Annotated in this window: 12 protein-coding genes; 5 read left to right on the forward strand and 7 right to left on the reverse strand. The window is 59.4% G+C overall.

Features of this window, described 5'->3' with window-relative positions; all coding sequences use genetic code 11:
* Nucleotides 1-42: 42 nt before the first annotated feature.
* From ACVWYU_RS10245 to ACVWYU_RS10255, 3 genes are all read right to left on the reverse strand, one after another.
* Nucleotides 43-660 carry an FKBP-type peptidyl-prolyl cis-trans isomerase gene (locus ACVWYU_RS10245; RefSeq protein WP_090325294.1) on the reverse strand — a complete coding sequence of 206 codons (618 nt, stop codon included), beginning with the start codon at nucleotides 658-660 and terminating at the stop codon, nucleotides 43-45.
* A gap of 121 nt (nucleotides 661-781) precedes the next feature.
* Nucleotides 782-1,093 (reverse strand): DUF6482 family protein, encoded by a 312-nt coding sequence (locus ACVWYU_RS10250; RefSeq protein ID WP_090325295.1) that lies wholly within the window; start codon nucleotides 1,091-1,093, stop codon nucleotides 782-784.
* A 122-nt stretch (nucleotides 1,094-1,215) separates the two neighbouring features.
* Nucleotides 1,216-1,704 (reverse strand): TIGR00645 family protein, encoded by a 489-nt coding sequence (locus tag ACVWYU_RS10255; RefSeq protein ID WP_090325297.1) that lies wholly within the window; start codon nucleotides 1,702-1,704, stop codon nucleotides 1,216-1,218.
* A gap of 170 nt (nucleotides 1,705-1,874) precedes the next feature.
* Between ACVWYU_RS10255 and ACVWYU_RS10260 the strand changes: the two genes are divergently transcribed.
* Nucleotides 1,875-3,704: a hypothetical protein gene (locus ACVWYU_RS10260; protein ID WP_457372632.1), complete on the forward strand. Its 1,830-nt coding sequence runs from the start codon at nucleotides 1,875-1,877 to the stop codon at nucleotides 3,702-3,704.
* Nucleotides 3,705-3,707: 3 nt separating this feature from the next.
* Here the strand turns inward: ACVWYU_RS10260 and ACVWYU_RS10265 are convergent, their stop codons facing one another.
* Both ACVWYU_RS10265 and ACVWYU_RS10270 read right to left on the reverse strand, forming a co-directional pair.
* A complete protein-coding gene (locus ACVWYU_RS10265) occupies nucleotides 3,708-4,049 on the reverse strand; it encodes a PA4575 family protein (protein ID WP_047533476.1) in 342 nt (113 codons plus the stop codon).
* Nucleotides 4,050-4,368: 319 nt separating this feature from the next.
* A complete protein-coding gene (locus ACVWYU_RS10270) occupies nucleotides 4,369-6,807 on the reverse strand; it encodes a Lon protease family protein (protein ID WP_247254675.1) in 2,439 nt (812 codons plus the stop codon).
* Nucleotides 6,808-7,086: 279 nt separating this feature from the next.
* Between ACVWYU_RS10270 and ACVWYU_RS10275 the strand changes: the two genes are divergently transcribed.
* The 3 genes from ACVWYU_RS10275 (at nucleotide 7,087) to ACVWYU_RS10285 (ending at nucleotide 10,152) form a co-directional block, all read left to right on the forward strand.
* Nucleotides 7,087-7,575 (forward strand): DUF3015 domain-containing protein, encoded by a 489-nt coding sequence (locus ACVWYU_RS10275; RefSeq protein WP_090325302.1) that lies wholly within the window; start codon nucleotides 7,087-7,089, stop codon nucleotides 7,573-7,575.
* Between the two features lie 94 nt (nucleotides 7,576-7,669).
* Nucleotides 7,670-9,523 carry an Lnb N-terminal periplasmic domain-containing protein gene (locus ACVWYU_RS10280; RefSeq protein WP_457372633.1) on the forward strand — a complete coding sequence of 618 codons (1,854 nt, stop codon included), beginning with the start codon at nucleotides 7,670-7,672 and terminating at the stop codon, nucleotides 9,521-9,523.
* Between the two features lie 134 nt (nucleotides 9,524-9,657).
* A complete protein-coding gene (locus tag ACVWYU_RS10285; protein ID WP_457372634.1) occupies nucleotides 9,658-10,152 on the forward strand; it encodes a GreA/GreB family elongation factor in 495 nt (164 codons plus the stop codon).
* Here the strand turns inward: ACVWYU_RS10285 and gdhA are convergent.
* Nucleotides 10,149-11,486: an NADP-specific glutamate dehydrogenase gene (gene gdhA, locus ACVWYU_RS10290; RefSeq protein ID WP_248915576.1), complete on the reverse strand. Its 1,338-nt coding sequence runs from the start codon at nucleotides 11,484-11,486 to the stop codon at nucleotides 10,149-10,151. The genes ACVWYU_RS10285 and gdhA overlap by 4 nt on opposite strands.
* A 372-nt stretch (nucleotides 11,487-11,858) precedes the next feature.
* Nucleotides 11,859-13,523, reverse strand: coding sequence for an energy-dependent translational throttle protein EttA (gene ettA / locus ACVWYU_RS10295; RefSeq protein WP_047533499.1), 1,665 nt, complete (start codon nucleotides 13,521-13,523; stop codon nucleotides 11,859-11,861).
* Nucleotides 13,524-13,809: 286 nt separating this feature from the next.
* Between ettA and ACVWYU_RS10300 the strand changes: the two genes are divergently transcribed.
* Entirely contained in the window at nucleotides 13,810-17,658 is a 3,849-nt protein-coding gene (locus ACVWYU_RS10300) for a sensor domain-containing protein (RefSeq protein WP_457372635.1), read from the forward strand.
* The last annotated feature ends 78 nt before the right edge of the window (nucleotides 17,659-17,736 follow it).

A 17,736-nucleotide genomic window follows, 5' to 3' on the forward strand; every position in this document is an offset into this window, starting at 1 on the left:
TCCATCGCGAGCAGGCTCGCTCCTACAGGTAATCAGCGGGTATTACAGAACGTCGAGCAGCTCGACATCGAACACCAGAACGCTGTGCGGCGGAATGCTGCCAACGCCTTGAGCGCCGTAAGCCAGTTCGCTTGGCACGTACAGACGCCATTTGCTGCCGGCATTCATCAGTTGCAGGGCTTCGGTCCAGCCAGCAATCACGCCGCCAACCGGGAATTCTGCAGGCTGGCCACGCTCGTAGGAGCTGTCGAACACAGTGCCGTCGATCAGGGTGCCGTGGTAGTGGGTACGCACGGTGTCTTCACGGGATGGCTTGGCGCCTTCGCCAGCAGTCAGAACTTCGAACTGCAGGCCGGAAGCCAGGGTGGTGATACCGTCACGCTTGGCGTTTTCGGCCAGGAAGGCCAGGCCTTCGCCAGCGGCCGCTTCGGCTTTGGCTGCCGCTTCGGCTTGCATGATTTCGCGGATAACCTTGAAGCTGGCGGACATCTCTTCCTGACCCACGCGGCTTGGCTTACCGGCGAATGCGTCGGTCAGACCGGCCAGGATCGCGTCCAGGCTAACGCCCGGTGGCGGGTTGTCACGCAGCTGGTCGCCCAGCTGACGGCCAATACCGTAGCTGACGCGGGTTTCGTCGGTGGACAGATTTACTTCGGACATGACACTGCTCCGCTGTGCGGACGGCCCGGAAACTTGCCGTGCGTGCACAGCGCGTCCCGGAGCGCCCGGAATCAAAAGGGCCAGCAGACTAGCACAGATGCCATGGAGTTGATGAGGGACGTCAGCCCTGCTTTATGGAACGGAAGCTGATCGGCACCTTCAGACTTTCCTCGGCGCTGGCACTGAACCCGCACATTTCATCATGAACCGAAGTGTGCACAAGGTTGAACGGCAACTCGGGAAAGGAGTGCAGCACTTCACGGGCATGCTCGACCGAACGCAGGTGAAACATCTGTCCGCGAGCATCGCTCAACGGATACGCCGCGCCATGCATGCGCGCTTCCAGCAAGTAAATTCCACCTTCCATCGAAATCAGGTTCAGCTCATCGACCTTCCCGGCGACGGCATAGGCATTCAACTCTTGCAGGTTCATGAAGCACCTCACACAGGGGCGAGCCAAGACCTCTACAGGGATATGCCTCGGCGCGTCAAAGTACAAGCCACAAACGATGCCGCCCGTCTGTTTTGGCGAAATTCGTTGCGGCTTGCCCGGTGTCAGTGCTTGGTCAGCTTGTCCAGGTAACCCATGGCAAAGGCCGACACCACAAATGTCATGTGAATGATCACGTACCACTTCAAATGCTCGGGGTCGACGTTCTTGGCGTCCATGAAAATCCGCAGCAAGTGGATGGAGGAAATGGCCACGATGGAAGCGGCCACTTTCATCTTCAACGAAGACGAATCCATGGTGCCCAGCCAGTTGAGCTTTTCCTTGTGGTCGTCGATATCCAGTTGGGAAACGAAGTTCTCGTAACCGGAAATCATCACCATCACCAGCAAACCGCCCACCAGCGCCATGTCGATCAACGACAGCAGCACCAGGATCAGGTCCGACTCGGCCATCGAAAAGACGTTGGGAATGACGTGGAAGACTTCCTGGAAAAATTTCAGTGCCAGCGCCAACAGTCCCAGGGACAGACCGAAGTAGATCGGCGCCAGCAGCCAGCGGGATGCATACATTGCATTTTCGACAAAGCGTTCCATTGAATCTCACACGTGGTTTGAAAATGGCCGCGAGTATAACAGTCGCCTGTCTTTACCCAAAAGCAGCCAGAAACCGTTGGGAAATCCGCCACCTGCGCGTGTGTATCAAAGTTTTTCTGCTAGTGTCCAAACTGTTGACAGCCCCGTGATATCGGACAGGAAGAGTGGAAATGGATGTGCGACTACCTTTGACGAGTGCTGGAATTTGCCTGGCCCTGTTGTTGGGCGCCTGCTCACCCGGCGAAGAGAAGCGTCAGGTCAGTCTCGAGGAAAGGACCGCGCAGTTCGAAAAATCCCTGGACGCCATCACCGACCCGAAACTCAAGGATGCCGTGGCTGAGCTGGGCGGCTCGCTGTTACTGCTGGAGCGCGCGCAACTCAAGCTCAACCGCAAACCCATTGAAACCGAATACGGCGAGGACGCCCTCGCCGTACTCAAGCACTACTCCACGCCCCAGGCCCTGGTCGACACCTACGTCAACGGCCTCTTTGTGCTGCGCAAAGACTCCAGTTCCGACTACCTCACCGACCTGCAACCGGTCTTTCCCTTCAACTTCAACGCACCAGCAGCGTTTCTGTTTCCCCATGGGCTGGAATGGCAGTCGGTCACGCTGAGCAACAAGCGTGTCATAACCTTTCAGCCCGAATGGTCGGAAACCGATCCGGGCATTCAGTTGAGCCCGTCGAGCTCCAGCCTGAACAACCCCGATGACCTCACGGTCACCTACCCGTTCATCGAAGGCCTGGACATCGACCACAAGAACCAGCCGCAACCGGTAAGCCTGCAGGGCAAGCTGGAAGTCATTGCGCCGCGCCGGCTCCACAGCTTCAACCTGACGAAAAAGGACGTGGGCCAGACTCGCACCGATGACAACCTCAGCGTCACCCTGCTCAAATTGGCCCATAACTACGCCGAAATAGAATTCAACAACAGCGCGCCGCTTGCGCCGGAAATCGGCGACACCCCGCTCAATCCTCTGATCGTCCAGGCCAGGGACACCACCGGACAGTTCCTCACGCGCTCGGGCTCGATCAACGAAACCCCCACGCAAATTGCCTTCTACCAACAACAGCTGGCAAAAATGCAGCAGCAGAAGACCTGGAGCGAAGCATTCGGCAAACAGCTCGACGAAGAACAGCGCGCCTTTGAGAAGAAGCAGACCCGTCATTACTCGAAGGTGTATTTCAATGGGCCGATCGAAACCCTCGAAGTCAGCCTGCTGGATTTTTCCGGCGCCACCGTGACTCGCAAGGATTTGAACCTGCCGGTCCGTCGCTTCGACCGCAACACCACGGAGAAAACCATCCAGCCATTGAGCCTGCCGGTGGTGGTGTATGACGACCAGGCCACGACCTGGCTCAAAGGCGCGACGCTGACCGAGGAACAGCTCAAGAAAGGTGTCAGCATTAGCCAATCAGTGGATGACCCCAGCGCTGCACGGGTCGAATTCAGTCACCTGAGAAGTTTCAACGATGAACTGCTTGGCTCGTCCTTCAATCCCGGCGACAGCCCCGTCAGTTTCTTCACCGAGGACAGTCGCGGCAAACGCGACGAGCCCATCGAACTGCCGGCCGAGGCTTACCAGGTCGATCCGCTACGCGGCACGATCACCTACGACCTGAACCTGTTTCCGGAAACTCCGGCCTATGTGGTGGGCTCCATGCCGCTGTTCCTGGCGACGGTCGAAAAAAAGACCGTCGACGCCCATCAGTTGCCCAAGGGGCTTGAGCTAAAGGGCAATGCGCTGGTGGTGGATCTGAAAGTGTTTCCCGATCAGGACTGGCGTTTTTTCGCCAAGGATGACACCGGCAACTACCTGAAGGAAATTCTGGCGGTCAATCACGATGCGAGCCCGGAAGGTCCTGGATTATTTGCCGTGCATTACTTCTACGGGCAACCCACGCAGCTGGAAACCTATCAGCGAACTGACCTCGCCACTGTGCAATATGGTTTCGAGGTCAAGCTCGACAAGGCCGACACGTCCCATCTGGTCCAATAGCGATTAGTGCTCGGGCCGGAACTCGAAGCCACCGACGCTACGGCAACGACCACCGTTGATTTCCCGCAACTGGGCTTGCAGATGCAGGCACCAGATCTGCGGGTCATCGGCCAGTTCATAGCCGTGCAGGGTCAGGCTTTCAACGATGGTATCGAGTATCGACTCAGCGACAAATGGGCCATGAAACGGGCCTTGAGCCTTGATGGCTGATGGTTGCTCGCCCGCCATTCCGGCGGCGAAGAGTAAGGTCCACATGCCCGTATCGCCTGCTAACGGCTTGATGGCGCATTCGATACGGGTCACAAGACCCAGGCATTGACGGGTGAGGCAGAGGTTGCGCGACATGGCGGCGACCCTCGTTAGATCCGGTATTCAGCCCCCACGGGAAGGCTGTCTCGATCCAGTGATTACTGTCGATATCCTTGAGCAGATAATAGAAGAAAAGTCTGACTAGCACGTCAAGTGAGACCAGAAGGCGCCGAATGGTCATAGTGTGAATATTGACGCCAGAGTGATGGCACTTTGGGATACGCACAAACAAATGTGGGAACGAGCCTGCTCGCGATAACAGACTGACAGTCAACAAACATGCTGAATGTGAATCCGTCATCGCGAGCAGGCTCGCTCCCGCAGTGGACCGGTTTAATCCATGGATTGTTTTGTATCAGGCCGGTTTGGCTTCGACCAGCGCCTCCTGCGCCGCTTCTTTCTCGGCTTCCTTGAGATCGTCTTCGCTGATCATTTCCGCAATGACCCGCAAGCGTTCAACCACCCGCGCGTTGACACTGCCTTCAGGGAACTCGCCGTTCTCATCCGGCTCGCCCGCCGGCTCGCCGACCAGCAGGCTCAGCGCCTCGTCCGCCTGGCGCACAGCGTAAACGTGAAACAGCCCCGCGCGCACCGCCGCCAGCACTTTCTCGTCGAGCATCAGCGTCGCGACGTTGGCATGGGGAATGATCGCGCCCTGCTCGCCAGTCAATCCGCGGGCCTCGCAGAGACGGAAGAAACCTTCGATCTTCTCGTTGACCCCGCCCACCGCCTGCACTTCACCGAACTGGTTGATGGAGCCGGTGATCGCAAAACACTGCTTGAGCGGCGTTTTCGACAGGGCCGAGATCAGCGTGCACGCCTCACCCAGCGAGGCACTGTCGCCGTCGACGTAACCGTAGGATTGTTCCAGCGCGATACTCGCGGAAATTGCCAACGGGAATTCCTGGGCGTAGCGACTACCCAGGTAACCGGTGAGGATCATCACGCCTTTGGAGTGAATCGGCTGACCGAGGTTGACCTCACGCTCGATGTCGACGATACCGCTGCCGCCCGGATACACCGTGGCGGAAATCCGTGCCGGTACACCAAAGGCGGAATCGCCGACTTCCAGCACCGTCAAGCCATTGCACTTGCCGACGGCCGCGCCGTCGGTGTCGATCAGGATGATCCCGGCCAGCATGTCGTCGAGAATCCGCGCCGACACACGCCCGGTACGGGTGGCCTTGGCCTTGAGCGCACGCTCGATATGGCCGGCATCGGTCATTTCGTCGCCCGCCAGGTGACGGATGAAATCCGCTTCGCTGACCAACTGGAACAGATCGCCGATGCGCGCCGACAAACGCCCCTGGTGCTCAGCGAGGCGCGCGCTGTAAGTCGCCAGCCGCGCCACCGCATCGGCAGTCAACGGCGCCATGCCTTCTTCCGAAGTGCGGGTTTTGAGCAACTGGGCGAACTGCTCCAGGCTCTCGTCGACCATCGGGATATCTTCATCGAAATCCACCAGGACACGGAACATCTCCTGGAAGTCCGGATCGAGGTCCTGCAGCGTGTAATAGAGCTGGCGGGCACCGATGATTACGACTTTGACCTGCAACGGAATGTTTTGCGGGGTCAGGGTCACGGTGGCCAGGCGCCCCAGTTCGCCAAGCGGCGATTCCATCTTCAGCTTGCGCGATTGCAGAGCGCGCTTCAGCGCGTCCCACACAAACGGCTCGCTGAGCATTTTTTCCGCTTCAAGGATCAGGAAACCGCCGTTGGCCCGGTGCAACGCACCCGGCCGCAGCTGCCGGTAAGTCGTGTACAGCGCGCCCTGGTCAGTGCTGTATTCGATGCGACCAAACAGGTTTTCGTAAGTCGGGTGCGGTTCAAACACCACTGGCGCACCGCCGCTGGAGGCATGACCGACCACCAGGCTCGGCGCGTATTGTTCTTCCAGCAGTTTGCGGGCGACGGCGTCCGTCTTGCTGTCGTCCACCAGTTGCTCGACCACGGTTTTGAGCAGGTACACCTGCATGGCTTGCAGGTAACCGCACACGGCCGCGTTCTCTGCGTATTTCTCCGACAATGGAGAGAGCAATGGCTGCAGGGCCAGGGTGATGGTTTCTTCATTGAGGTGACGCAGCTGATTGCTCGACTCGCGCTTCCATTGCGGCAGACTGGCCAGTTCCTCGTTCAAACGCTCTTCCAGCGCTGAAATATCATCGTGGAAGCGATCACGCTCGGCTTCCGGCAACTGGGCGAATTCCGCCTCGTCCAGCGCCTTGCCCTCGGCCATCGGCGTGAAGGCGATGTTGCTGCTGTCGCGATAGAGCGCGACGTCCTTCTCCAGCGCCAGGCGCTCGATGACATCCAGCGCCTTGTCGTAGCGCTGGTTGAATGCGCGGTCGATGGCGCTTTTCTTTTGTTGATAGGACGGGTGCTCGAACACCGCTGGAAAGGTCGCCAGCAGGTTGTCGATCAAACCGTTGATGTCACCGATGAAGGCGCCGGCAGTGCCCGACGGCAATTCAAGTGCGCGAGGCTCGCGTGGCTCATCGAAATTATTGACGTAGACCCAGTCCGCCGGGGTCTGCTGGCGTTTGGCTTCGGCCTTCAGATAGCGTTTGACGAACGAAAACCGGCCGGTGCCGGGTTCACCCATGACGAACACGTTGTAACCGGGGCGTGGCATGGCCACACCGAACTGCAAGGCTTCGACCGCACGTTCCTGGCCAAGCACACCGCGGAAGGGCTCCAGATCATTAGTGGTAGAGAAGCTGAACTGTTCAGCGGAAAACGGACGGGTCAGCGCTTCAGGCGCTAGACGCAAGCTGGCAGCAACAGGATCAGGCATCGGGCTTCCTTACATCAGGCGGGGCAGATAGCGGCATTCTGGCGCTGCCCATGCCCGACTGGCAAGGAGCGCCTCAGGCCAAAGCATAGACAAGTCGAAACCGCGACGCAGAGCCACGCGAAATCACCGAATCCGTCGATTGTTTTGCAAAAAATCACGGAACCCCGTGATCCTGCCTAAACTCCAAACTGCGCGGCTGGACTAATAACCGGCCCAACTGGCGCCGGAACGGGCCACACCCCCTTTTCCATTGGTACGCATCTAAAAGAGAACAAAGCTATGAAACGGATTCTTCTCGGTACTCTCTTCACCGTTGCATCCCTCAACGCCATGGCTCAGGCGCCAGGCGGTCCGGATTGCGGTTGGGGCAACATGCTGTTCGAAGGTCAGCGTGGCACTCCTGCTCACTTCCTGGCATCCACCACCAACGGAACCTCCGGTAACGCAACCTTCGGCATGACTTCCGGTACCAACGGTTGCGCGACCAACGCGGCGCTGACCTATGGCGGCAAATCCTGGTTTGCCATGAATGGCATGATGAACGAGCTGTCCGAAGACATGGCTAAAGGTCAGGGCGAAGCGCTGACCACATACGCTGTGGTACTGGGCGTGGCGCCGGAAGACCGTGCGCATTTCGCCGCCGTCACTCACGAACACTTCCAGCAGATCTTCAGCAAGGCCGACGTGACCGCTGAAGATGTGCATACCAACACCCTGGCCGTTCTGAAAAACGACCCTCGTCTGGCCAAGTACGCGACTCAAGCTTAAGCTCGAAGGGACCCCGCTTCCTTTGGGAAGCGGGTTTTGTTTTTTGGACCTGCCCCTCTTGGGTCTTTGTTTTTTTCGAATTAAGTTGCCACTTATGCTCAAACGCCTTGCCTGGCTGGCGCTCTGTGTGTGCGCCCCGCTGTCCGCCGCGCCTAATGTCGATCCACAACGTTTGCAGCAACTGGCCAACGATCCTTTCTGGATTTCCCTGGGTCATTACGAAACCGCCAAGCTCGGCGGCTGGCGCAGCTACGTCAGTGACAAAAAATTCTTCCTCGCCACCGATGGCAATGAACATCCGGATCACGAACTGGCGGCCACCGTACAAGCGCTGTATGCCCCGGCCAGTGCTGGCGAACAGCATGCCCAATGCGTTTACCCGGCCCGCACCCGCTGGCTGAAAGCACAGCTCAACCTGACGGACCTGCCGACCCTGGACTGCGCTGAATTCAAACAGTGGTTCAAGGACGTTTCGCCCCACAGCACGGTGATGATTTTTCCGGCTGCGTACCTGAACAGTCCTTCATCGATGTTCGGCCACACCCTGCTGCGTATCGATCAGGCTGACGTACAGAGCGACAAGACCTCGCTGCTCAGCTACGCGATCAACTTCGGTGCTTACATCGAAGGCTCGGACAACAGCATCCTCTATGCGTGGAAAGGCCTGATGGGCGGGTATCCGGGCCTGTTTGCGCTGGTACCGTACCAGGAAAAACTCTCGGAATACCGCAGCCTGGAAAACCGTGACCTGTGGGAATACCGCCTGAACCTGACCCAGGCAGAAACCGCACGCATGGTCGAGCACGTCTGGGAACTGAAACAGATCAAGTTCGACTATTTTTTCTTCGACGAAAACTGTTCCTATCGCCTGCTGGAGCTGCTGCAAGTGGCTCGCCCGAGCCTGCGCCTGACCGAGCAATTCCCCCTGACGGCCATTCCGACAGACACCGTCAAGGCGGTGAAAAAGGCCGGGCTGGTGGAGTCCATTCAATATCGGCCATCCCGTGAGCGGGAACTGCTGAGCCGCGCCGAGCCGCTGACAGCCGAAGAACAACAATGGGTGCTGAAGATCAGCGCCGACCAAAAACAGTTACAGGATCCGGCGTTCAAGGCAAAGCCCCGCGACCGACAGGCGCTGGTCATCGATGCCGCCTACCGACTCGAGCGTTACCGGGCCAATGGCCAGGAGCGCGACCCCGTGCGGGCACAGCGCAGCTTTGAACTGCTGCGGGCGATCAACCAGAACCCGGCACCGGAACTGGACATCCCGCAACCCGGCCTGCCGGAAGACGGTCACGAATCGCGCACCTGGCAAGCCGGCCTCGGCACCCGGGGCGACAAGGCGTTTGGTGAATACGGCTTGCGCATGGCCTATCACGACCTCAATGACAACGCCGAAAGCTTCCCTCTCGGCGCGCAGATCGAAATCCTCCAGCTCAAATTGCGCCAGTACGAAGGCAATGACTGGCAGTTGCAGCAACTGGATCTGGCGACCATCCGCTCCCTGACCCCGCGCAACGAGTTGCTGCAGCCCCTGTCGTGGCAGGTCACCGGTGGACTGGAACGGGTGCCGGGCAAACATGGCGACCAAACCCTGGTGAGCCACGTTAACGGCGGCGGCGGTGGTACCTGGCAACTGGGCGACGAGACGCTGGGTTTTGCCCTGGGTACCGTGCGCCTGGAGCACAACAATGACTTCGCCGGCTTTATTGCCCCCGCAGCAGGTTTCAACACCGGCGTGCTGTGGAAAAACCCGCTGGGTCACTTCAGCCTGGAGGCCAAGGGTGATTACTTCACCAACGGCGAAGTGCGCCGTGGCCTGAGCCTGAACCAGCAATGGGAATTGTCGCGAAACCTGGGATTACGCCTGAGTGCCCAGCGCGAATTCAGCCAATTGGCCACGCCCGAGAACGAAGTGATGCTGGAGGTGAAGTGGTATCACTACTAGGTCAAACACAAGGCGTCATCCTGTCGGAATGAACGTGCCACCCGGTGATGTCATTCGCCACAGGTCGCTGACAGACATCCCTCGAAACTAAAAGCCTGCAACCATGGCCCAAATCCTATACCGGGAGAAAAACCATGAGTCGCGCCTTCGTCAATGAAGTTAATGCCGCTGCACAAGCCGATCAGCCGGTCGAACGACAGGTCAGCGCGCAGCCCAACTACGTCACCCCCTCCGGCCTGACCCAGTTGCAGGAAAAAGTCGCCGAACTGCAAACCCTGCTGGGAGAGCTGAACGCCCAGGGTGACCTGGCCGACAAGCAGCGCGAAGCTGATCTTCAGCGCGACTTGAGGTATTTCATCCAGCGCCTGCAAAGCGCTCAAGTGGTGCCACCCGCCAGCTCAAAGAAGACAGTGCAGATCGGCAGCCGGGTGACGTTTGCGGACGAGCACAACTACGAGCAAACGGTGCAAATAGTGGGCGAGGATCAGGCCGATGCGACGGTCGGCCTGATCAACTGGGCGTCGCCGCTGGGCCGGGCGTTGCTCGGGGCGCAACTCGGCGACGAGGTGCTGTGGCAACGCCCGGCTGGCGATCAACTGATTGAAATCATCCGCATCGAACCGGCTTAAACCACGCCCTGGGCGAGCATGGCATCGGCGACTTTGACGAAGCCGGCGATGTTCGCGCCTTTGACATAGTTGACCTGGCCGTTCTCTTCCCCGTAATGCACGCAGGCATGGTGGATCGATTGCATGATCGCGTGCAGCTTGCTGTCCACTTCACCACCGGTCCACAGCAGGCGCATTGCGTTCTGCGACATCTCCAGCCCGCTCACCGCAACACCACCGGCGTTCGACGCCTTGCCCGGTGCGAACAAAATGCCCGCTTCGATAAACAGATCCACCGCCTCCAGGGTGGTCGGCATGTTCGCCCCTTCCGCCACACAGGTGCAGCCATTGCGCAGCAGCGCACGGGCCGCCTCGGCATCCAGTTCATTTTGCGTGGCGCACGGCAAGGCGATGTCGCAACTCAGCCCCCAAGGGCGCTGCCCGGCGAGAAATTCCAGGCCAAAACGGCCAGCCAATTCGCTGATGCGCCCACGCTGGACGTTTTTCAGTTCCAGCACCGCTTGCCATTGCGCTTCGGTCAAACCGCTTTCGCAGTACAGCGTGCCTTCGGAATCGGACAGTGAAATCACCTTGCCACCCAGGTCCATGACCTTGCGCGCGGCGTACTGCGCCACGTTACCCGACCCGGAAATCGCCACGCGCTTGCCTTCGACGGTTTCACCGCGACGCTTGAGCATTTCCTCGGCGAAGTACACACAACCGAAACCCGTGGCTTCCGGGCGAATCAGGCTGCCGCCGTAACTCGGGCCTTTGCCGGTCAGCACGCTGGTGAACTGGTTGCTCAGGCGTTTGAACTGGCCGAACAGGAAACCGATTTCTCGAGCGCCGACGCCGATGTCCCCGGCCGGCACATCAACGTCAGCACCGATGTGGCGATACAGCTCGCTCATGAAGGCCTGGCAGAAGCGCATGACCTCCGCATCGCTTTTACCTTTAGGGTCGAAGTCCGAGCCACCCTTGCCACCGCCCATGGGCAATGACGTCAGCGAGTTCTTGAAGGTCTGTTCGAAGGCCAGGAACTTCAATACCCCGAGATTCACCGACGGATGGAAACGCAGGCCGCCTTTGTACGGGCCGATGGCGCTGTTCATCTGGATACGGAAACCGCGATTGACCTGGACCTTGCCCTGATCATCGACCCAGGAAACCCGAAAGACGATCGCCCGCTCCGGCTCGCAAATCCGCTCCAGAATGCCCGAGGTCAAATAACGTGGATTGGCTTCAAGGAACGGCCACAAACTACGCAAAACCTCCTCCACGGCCTGGTGGAATTCAGGCTGATCCGGGTCGCGTTTTTTCAGGCGGGCAAGGAAGGATTCGACGGATTCGGTCATGGAAAAGTCTCGGCAAATTTTTTGTCGTTGGAAGAGATTGGGCCGGACTGTAACAAACGATTCGCGCACAAGAACAGTGCAAAATGTCGCGTTTATGAAATTAAATGGTGCACAGGATATAAATCAGGAGAAATTTCGGGCCTTTTTTGCACCCGAATGGTGAGATCAAATTCAAGCTTTGCACCAACAGTTATACCGCCATCGCTGGCAAGCCAGCTCCCACAGTTTCAGCGGCGGTCACACATTCCGGGTACAACACAAACCCTGTGGGAGCTGGCTTGCCAGCGATGAATCAAACTCGGTCCCGCTGAAAAAAACCGGGCAAAAAAAACGGAGCCCGAAGGCTCCGCTTTTTCATGCCACCGACCCGAATCAGGCCAGCTTCTTGTGCCGTACCCGATGCGGCTGGGCAGCGGCTTCGCCGAGGCGTTTTTTGCGATCGGCTTCGTACTCGGTGTAGTTGCCTTCGAAGAACACCGCTTGCGAGTCGTCTTCGTACGCCAGGATGTGAGTGGCGACGCGGTCCAGGAACCACCGATCGTGAGAGATCACAATGGCAGCGCCCGGGAAGTCCAACAGGGCTTCTTCGAGGGAGCGCAGGGTTTCAACGTCGAGGTCGTTGGACGGTTCGTCGAGCAGCAGGACGTTGCCGCCCTCTTTCAGGGTCAGGGCCAGGTGCAAGCGACCGCGCTCACCACCGGACAGGTCCTTGACGAACTTCTGCTGATCGCCACCCTTGAAGTTGAAGCGACCGACGTAGGTACGCGACGGGATCTCGTAGTTGCCGATGCGGATCTGGTCGGAACCATCGGAGATTTGCTGGAACACGGTCTTGCTGCCGTCCAGGTCTTCGCGGCTCTGGTCGACGCACGCCAGTTGCACGGTCTCACCAACTTCGATGGTGCCCGAATCCGGCGTTTCCTTGCCCATCAGCATGCGGAACAGCGTCGATTTACCGGCACCGTTACCACCGATCACACCGACGATGGCGCCTTTAGGCATGGAGAACGACAGGTTGTCGATCAACACGCGATCGCCGTAGCCCTTGGTGACGTTCTTGAACTCGATGACCTTGTCGCCCAGGCGCGGACCGGCCGGGATGTAGATCTCGTTGGTTTCGCTGCGCTTCTGGAATTCCTGCGATTGCATTTCTTCGAAGCGTTGCAGACGAGCCTTGGACTTCGACTGGCGGGCCTTGGCGCCTTTACGCACCCATTCCAGCTCTTCCTTCATGGCCTTTTCGTGAGCCGACTGCTGCTTGGACTCCTGGGCCAGACGATCGGACTTGGCTTCCAGCCAGCCCGAATAGTTGCCCTCGTAAGGAATGCCCGCGCCGCGGTCGAGTTCGAGGATCCAGCCAGCCACGTTGTCCAGGAAGTAACGGTCGTGCGTGATCGCGACCACGGTGCCCGGGAAGTCGTGCAGGAAGTGCTCCAGCCAGGCGACGGAATCGGCGTCCAGGTGGTTGGTCGGTTCGTCGAGCAGCAGCATGTCCGGGGCGGACAGCAGCAGGCGGCACAGTGCCACACGACGCTTTTCACCACCGGACAGGTGTTCGACTTTGGCATCCCAGGCCGGCAGACGCAGCGCATCGGCAGCGACTTCCAGTTGGCGCTCCAGGTTGTGACCGTCGCTGGCCTGCAAGATTGCTTCGAGCTTGGCCTGTTCGGCAGCCAGTTTGTCGAAGTCGGCATCCGGGTCGGCGTAGGCGGCGTAGACCTCATCCAGACGCGCTTGCGCGTCCTTGATCACGCTGACGGCTTCCTCGACCACTTCACGCACCGTCTTGGTCGGATCGAGCTGCGGTTCCTGCGGCAGGTAGCCGATGTTCAGGTCCGGCATCGGACGGGCTTCACCGTCGAACTCGGTGTCGACGCCCGCCATGATTTTCAGCAGCGTGGACTTACCCGAACCGTTGAGGCCGAGCACGCCGATCTTGGCGCCAGGAAAGAAGGACAGGGAGATGTTTTTCAGGATTTCCCGCTTCGGTGGCACAACTTTGCCCAGCCGATGCATGGTGAATACGTATTGAGCCATGGAGAACCTAGGGTCAGTGACAGATGAATGATTAAAGCGCAGACGATGCCTGGCCAGACCGTGCGCGTCGTCCGCTTGATGGAGACCAAGGCGTGCGCGCTGAAAAAAGTCTGATTTTAGGAGCTGGAACGCTCCCGCGTAACCCGCAAAGCTACCTCAATGACAGATGGCCGTCCAGCCGAGCGGGGCTGGCACTTTGCCACAACTCAAGGCATGCTAGCCGCCCTTCGGGCGTCCGGCTTATAGTGCACGTCGCGCCAGTCCAGCCAAACCGCAGGATTTAAGTTTGTCCAACGTTCCTCCGTCCCTGACCACCAGCGCACCGACAACGGCGCCCGGCGCGACCCTGCCCGGAACACTCAAAGGCGCGCTGGCGATGCTTGTGCTGTTGCTGCTCGCCCTGCTGTTCTGGCAGCTGCTGGATCAACTGCGCGAAACCCAGAAAACCCAGCGTCAATACACCATCGATTACACCGCTGACCTGGCCGCACAGGTCAGTCTGAATATGGCGCTCAACGCGCAGATCGCTCTGAATCTGCTACCGATCGTCGAACAACCGCAAAGCACCGACGAACAGCAGGAGCTGCTGCGCAAGCTGCAGAAATCCTTGCCCGACCTGATCAGCCTGACCTTGCTCAGCCCGTCCGGAACCATCCTCACTGACAGCGCGCCCAATAGCGAAGACGCCGATTACCTGAGCGAACTGGTACGCCGCAGCAGTGCCCAGCCCCATTACTTCAGTAATGCCATCGACGGCTCGGTGGTGCATCTGCTGTTGCACCAGGCCAGCGGTAGTACTCGTGGCTACTGGGCCTTGCGCTTCAAACCGACGTTTTTTTCATCCCTGACCAAACTGAATGAAGCGTATGGCCGTCCGCAGTGGCTGGTGGAAAACCGCTTCAATCACCAGATCATCAGCCGCGATGAAGCGCTGCCTTTGATCAATCCGGGAATGCTGACCCAGGACGATCTGGCCAACAGCGTGCTGACCGTGCCGCTGAGCAGCAGCGACTGGCAAATGCGCGGCCTGTTCGATCGGCAGCGTGTGCTCGAAGAACTGCTGCCGGCGTTCATCGGCAAATGCCTGCTGGGCCTGGCCTTCTCCATGTTGCCTTTTATCGCCCTGCTCAACATGCGCCGCCGTCAGCGTCAGTTGCACGAAGGCCGGCGACGTTATCAGGAGATTTTCGAAGGCACCGGCGTGGCGTTGTGTGTGCTCGACATGTCCGGCCTCAAGTCCCTGTTCGACAGGGCCCAATTGCAGAGCAACGAGCAGCTGCAAGCCTGGCTGGCAGTCCCGGAGCAACGCCAGCAATTGCTGCAGGAGCTGCGCATTACCGAGGTCAACCAGGTCGCCCTGCAACTGCTCAACGTCACCACGCCCGATCAAGCCTGGAAATTGCTGGTCGATGGCAATCCACTTGAGGGCAGTGCCATCGGCAATCAGGTGCTCCAGGCGGTCCTGAACCAGCAGAAACAGCTGGAACTGGAAATCAAACTCCAGGACGCCGGTGGTCGTGACCAGCACCTGTGGCTGGTGCTGCGCCTGCCGGAAAATCCCGAGGACCATAACGCGGTGATCCTGAGCATCACCGACATCACCAGCCGCAAGCTCGTCGAGCTGTCGCTGCTGGAGCGCGAAGGGTTCTGGTCCGACGTGGTGCGTACCGTGCCCGATCACCTGTACGTGCAGGAAGTGATCAGCCAGCGGATGATCTTCAGCAACCACCACCTGGGGCAGACGCTGGGCTATAACCGCACCGAGCTGCAACAGATGGGCGAGTACTTCTGGGAAGTCCTCCTGCACCCCGACGACGCCGACTTCTACCGCCGCTCGCGTCAGACCCAAAGGCAGGCCGGCTACCGCCAGCTGATGCAGTGTCAGTTGCGCTTCCGTCACCGCGACGGCCAATGGCGGCGTTTTGAGATACGCGAGCAGGCTCTGGCGCGGGACAAGCACGACCAGGTCACGCGAATCATCGGCGTCGCCAAGGACATCACCGACCAGCTCGAGGCCAGCGAGTCCCTTCGCGACAGCGAACAGCGTTACCGGATGCTCGCCGAAAGCATCAGCGACGTGATTTTCTCCACTGACAGCCGCCTGGTACTCAACTACGTCAGCCCGTCGGTGCACGCCGTGCTGGGCTATGACGTCGAGTGGATTTTCCAGAACGGCTGGCAATCGACCATCGCCAACCCGCAGCAACTGGCCGGCATTTTCAATCTCATGGACCGGGTCAGCAAAGCACTGGATAAACCCGATCAACTGGCACTGTTGCGCAGCCAGGTACAAACCCAATTGTTCCTCTTCGACTGCCTGCGGGCCGACGGGCGCAAGATTCCCATCGAGTTGCGGCTAGTGCTGGTCTGGGACGAGCATGGTGCTTTTGAGGGTGTGCTCGGGGTGGGTCGCGACATCAGCCAGCAACGCCGCGCCGAGAAAGACCTGCGCATGGCGGCCACGGTTTTCGAACACTCGACCTCGGCGATCCTGATCACCGACCCGGCCGGCTATATCGTCCAGGCCAACGAGGCGTTCAGCCGCGTCAGCGGTTATGCCGTGGAGCAAGTACTCGACCAGTTGCCCAACATGCTGACCGTCGACGAACAACAGGAAGCCCATCTGCGTTACGTCCTCAAGCAACTGAGCCAGCACAGCACCTGGGAAGGTGAAGTCTGGCTCAAGCGCCGCAATGGTGAGCACTATCCGGCCTGGGTCGGCATCACGGCGGTGCTTGATGATGAAGGCGACCTGGCCAGTTACGTATGCTTCTTCACCGACATCAGCGAGCGCAAGGCCAGCGAACAGCGGATTCACCGCCTCGCCTATTACGACGCCCTGACACACCTGCCCAACCGCACATTGTTCCAGGATCGCCTGCACACCGCATTGCAAGCGGCGGAACGGCAGAAGTCCTGGGTGGTGCTGATGTTCCTCGACCTTGACCGCTTCAAGCCGATCAATGACTCCTTGGGCCACGCCGCCGGCGATCGCATGCTCAAGGAAATGGCCACGCGCCTGCTGGGTTGCGTCGACGATGACGACACCGTGGCGCGGATGGGCGGCGACGAGTTCACCTTGCTCCTGCAACCGCGGGCCAATCGCCAGATCGCCTTGAACCGGGCGATTCATGTGGCCGAACAGATTCTCGCCAGCCTGGTGAAACCCTTCGTGCTCGAAGGTCGCGAGTTCTTCGTCACCGCCAGTATCGGTATTGCCCTCAGCCCGCAGGACGGTAACGAACTCAGCCAGTTGATGAAGAACGCCGATACCGCGATGTACCACGCCAAGGAACGTGGCAAGAACAACTTTCAGTTCTACCAGGCGGACATGAACGCCAGTGCCCTGGAGCGTCTGGAGCTGGAAAGCGATTTGCGCCACGCCCTGGAACAGAACGAATTCGTGCTGTATTACCAGCCGCAATTCAGCGGCGACGGCAAGCGCCTGACCGGAGCCGAAGCGCTGCTGCGCTGGCGTCACCCGCGACGCGGCCTGGTACCGCCGGGGGACTTCATCCCGGTGCTCGAAGAGCTCGGCCTGGTGGTGGATGTCGGCGACTGGGTAATCAGCGAGGCTTGCCGTCAGTTGAAGAACTGGCACCTGGCCAAGGTGCGTGTGCCGAAGGTCTCGGTGAACATTTCCGCCCGGCAGTTCTCCGATGGTCAGCTCGGCACGCGGATCGCCACCATTCTCAAGGAAACCGGCCTGCCGCCGGCGTGCCTGGAGCTGGAGCTGACCGAGAGTATCCTGATGCGCGAAGTCAGCGAGGCCATGCAGATCCTCGACGGCCTGAAAAATCTCGGGCTGAGCATTGCGGTCGACGACTTCGGCACGGGTTACTCATCGCTCAATTACCTCAAGCAGTTCCCGATCGATGTGCTGAAAATCGACCGCACCTTCGTCGACGGCCTGCCGTCGGGTGAACAAGATGCACAGATCGCCCGGGCAATCATCGCCATGGCTCACAGCCTCAACCTGGCGGTGATCGCCGAAGGCGTGGAAACCCACGAGCAGCTGGATTTCCTGAGGGAGCACGGTTGCGATGAGGTCCAGGGCTACCTGTTCGGCCACCCGATGCCGGCCAACAAGTTTGAACTGCAGTTCAGCAATGATGCGCTGTACATGTTTGACTGAAGTCTTTCGGTGCTGCTGATGCCCTGTCGCGAGCAGGCTCGCTCTCACCATGGATTTTCGGTGTTCACGCACAACTGA

Source organism: Pseudomonas sp. TE12234 (assembly GCF_054061835.1).

What these genes read in the sequence shown, in the direction of transcription:
- ACVWYU_RS10245 (WP_090325294.1), bottom strand. Translation starts at nt 660, where the DNA reads ATGTCCGAAGTAAATCTGTCCACCGACGAAACCCGCGTCAGCTACGGT.
- ettA (WP_047533499.1), bottom strand. Translation starts at nt 13,523, where the DNA reads ATGGCTCAATACGTATTCACCATGCATCGGCTGGGCAAAGTTGTGCCA.
- ACVWYU_RS10280 (WP_457372633.1), top strand. Translation starts at nt 7,670, where the DNA reads ATGCTCAAACGCCTTGCCTGGCTGGCGCTCTGTGTGTGCGCCCCGCTG.
- gdhA (WP_248915576.1), bottom strand. Translation starts at nt 11,486, where the DNA reads ATGACCGAATCCGTCGAATCCTTCCTTGCCCGCCTGAAAAAACGCGAC.
- ACVWYU_RS10255 (WP_090325297.1), bottom strand. Translation starts at nt 1,704, where the DNA reads ATGGAACGCTTTGTCGAAAATGCAATGTATGCATCCCGCTGGCTGCTG.
- ACVWYU_RS10285 (WP_457372634.1), top strand. Translation starts at nt 9,658, where the DNA reads ATGAGTCGCGCCTTCGTCAATGAAGTTAATGCCGCTGCACAAGCCGAT.
- ACVWYU_RS10270 (WP_247254675.1), bottom strand. Translation starts at nt 6,807, where the DNA reads ATGCCTGATCCTGTTGCTGCCAGCTTGCGTCTAGCGCCTGAAGCGCTG.
- ACVWYU_RS10265 (WP_047533476.1), bottom strand. Translation starts at nt 4,049, where the DNA reads ATGTCGCGCAACCTCTGCCTCACCCGTCAATGCCTGGGTCTTGTGACC.
- ACVWYU_RS10250 (WP_090325295.1), bottom strand. Translation starts at nt 1,093, where the DNA reads ATGAACCTGCAAGAGTTGAATGCCTATGCCGTCGCCGGGAAGGTCGAT.
- ACVWYU_RS10275 (WP_090325302.1), top strand. Translation starts at nt 7,087, where the DNA reads ATGAAACGGATTCTTCTCGGTACTCTCTTCACCGTTGCATCCCTCAAC.
- ACVWYU_RS10260 (WP_457372632.1), top strand. Translation starts at nt 1,875, where the DNA reads ATGGATGTGCGACTACCTTTGACGAGTGCTGGAATTTGCCTGGCCCTG.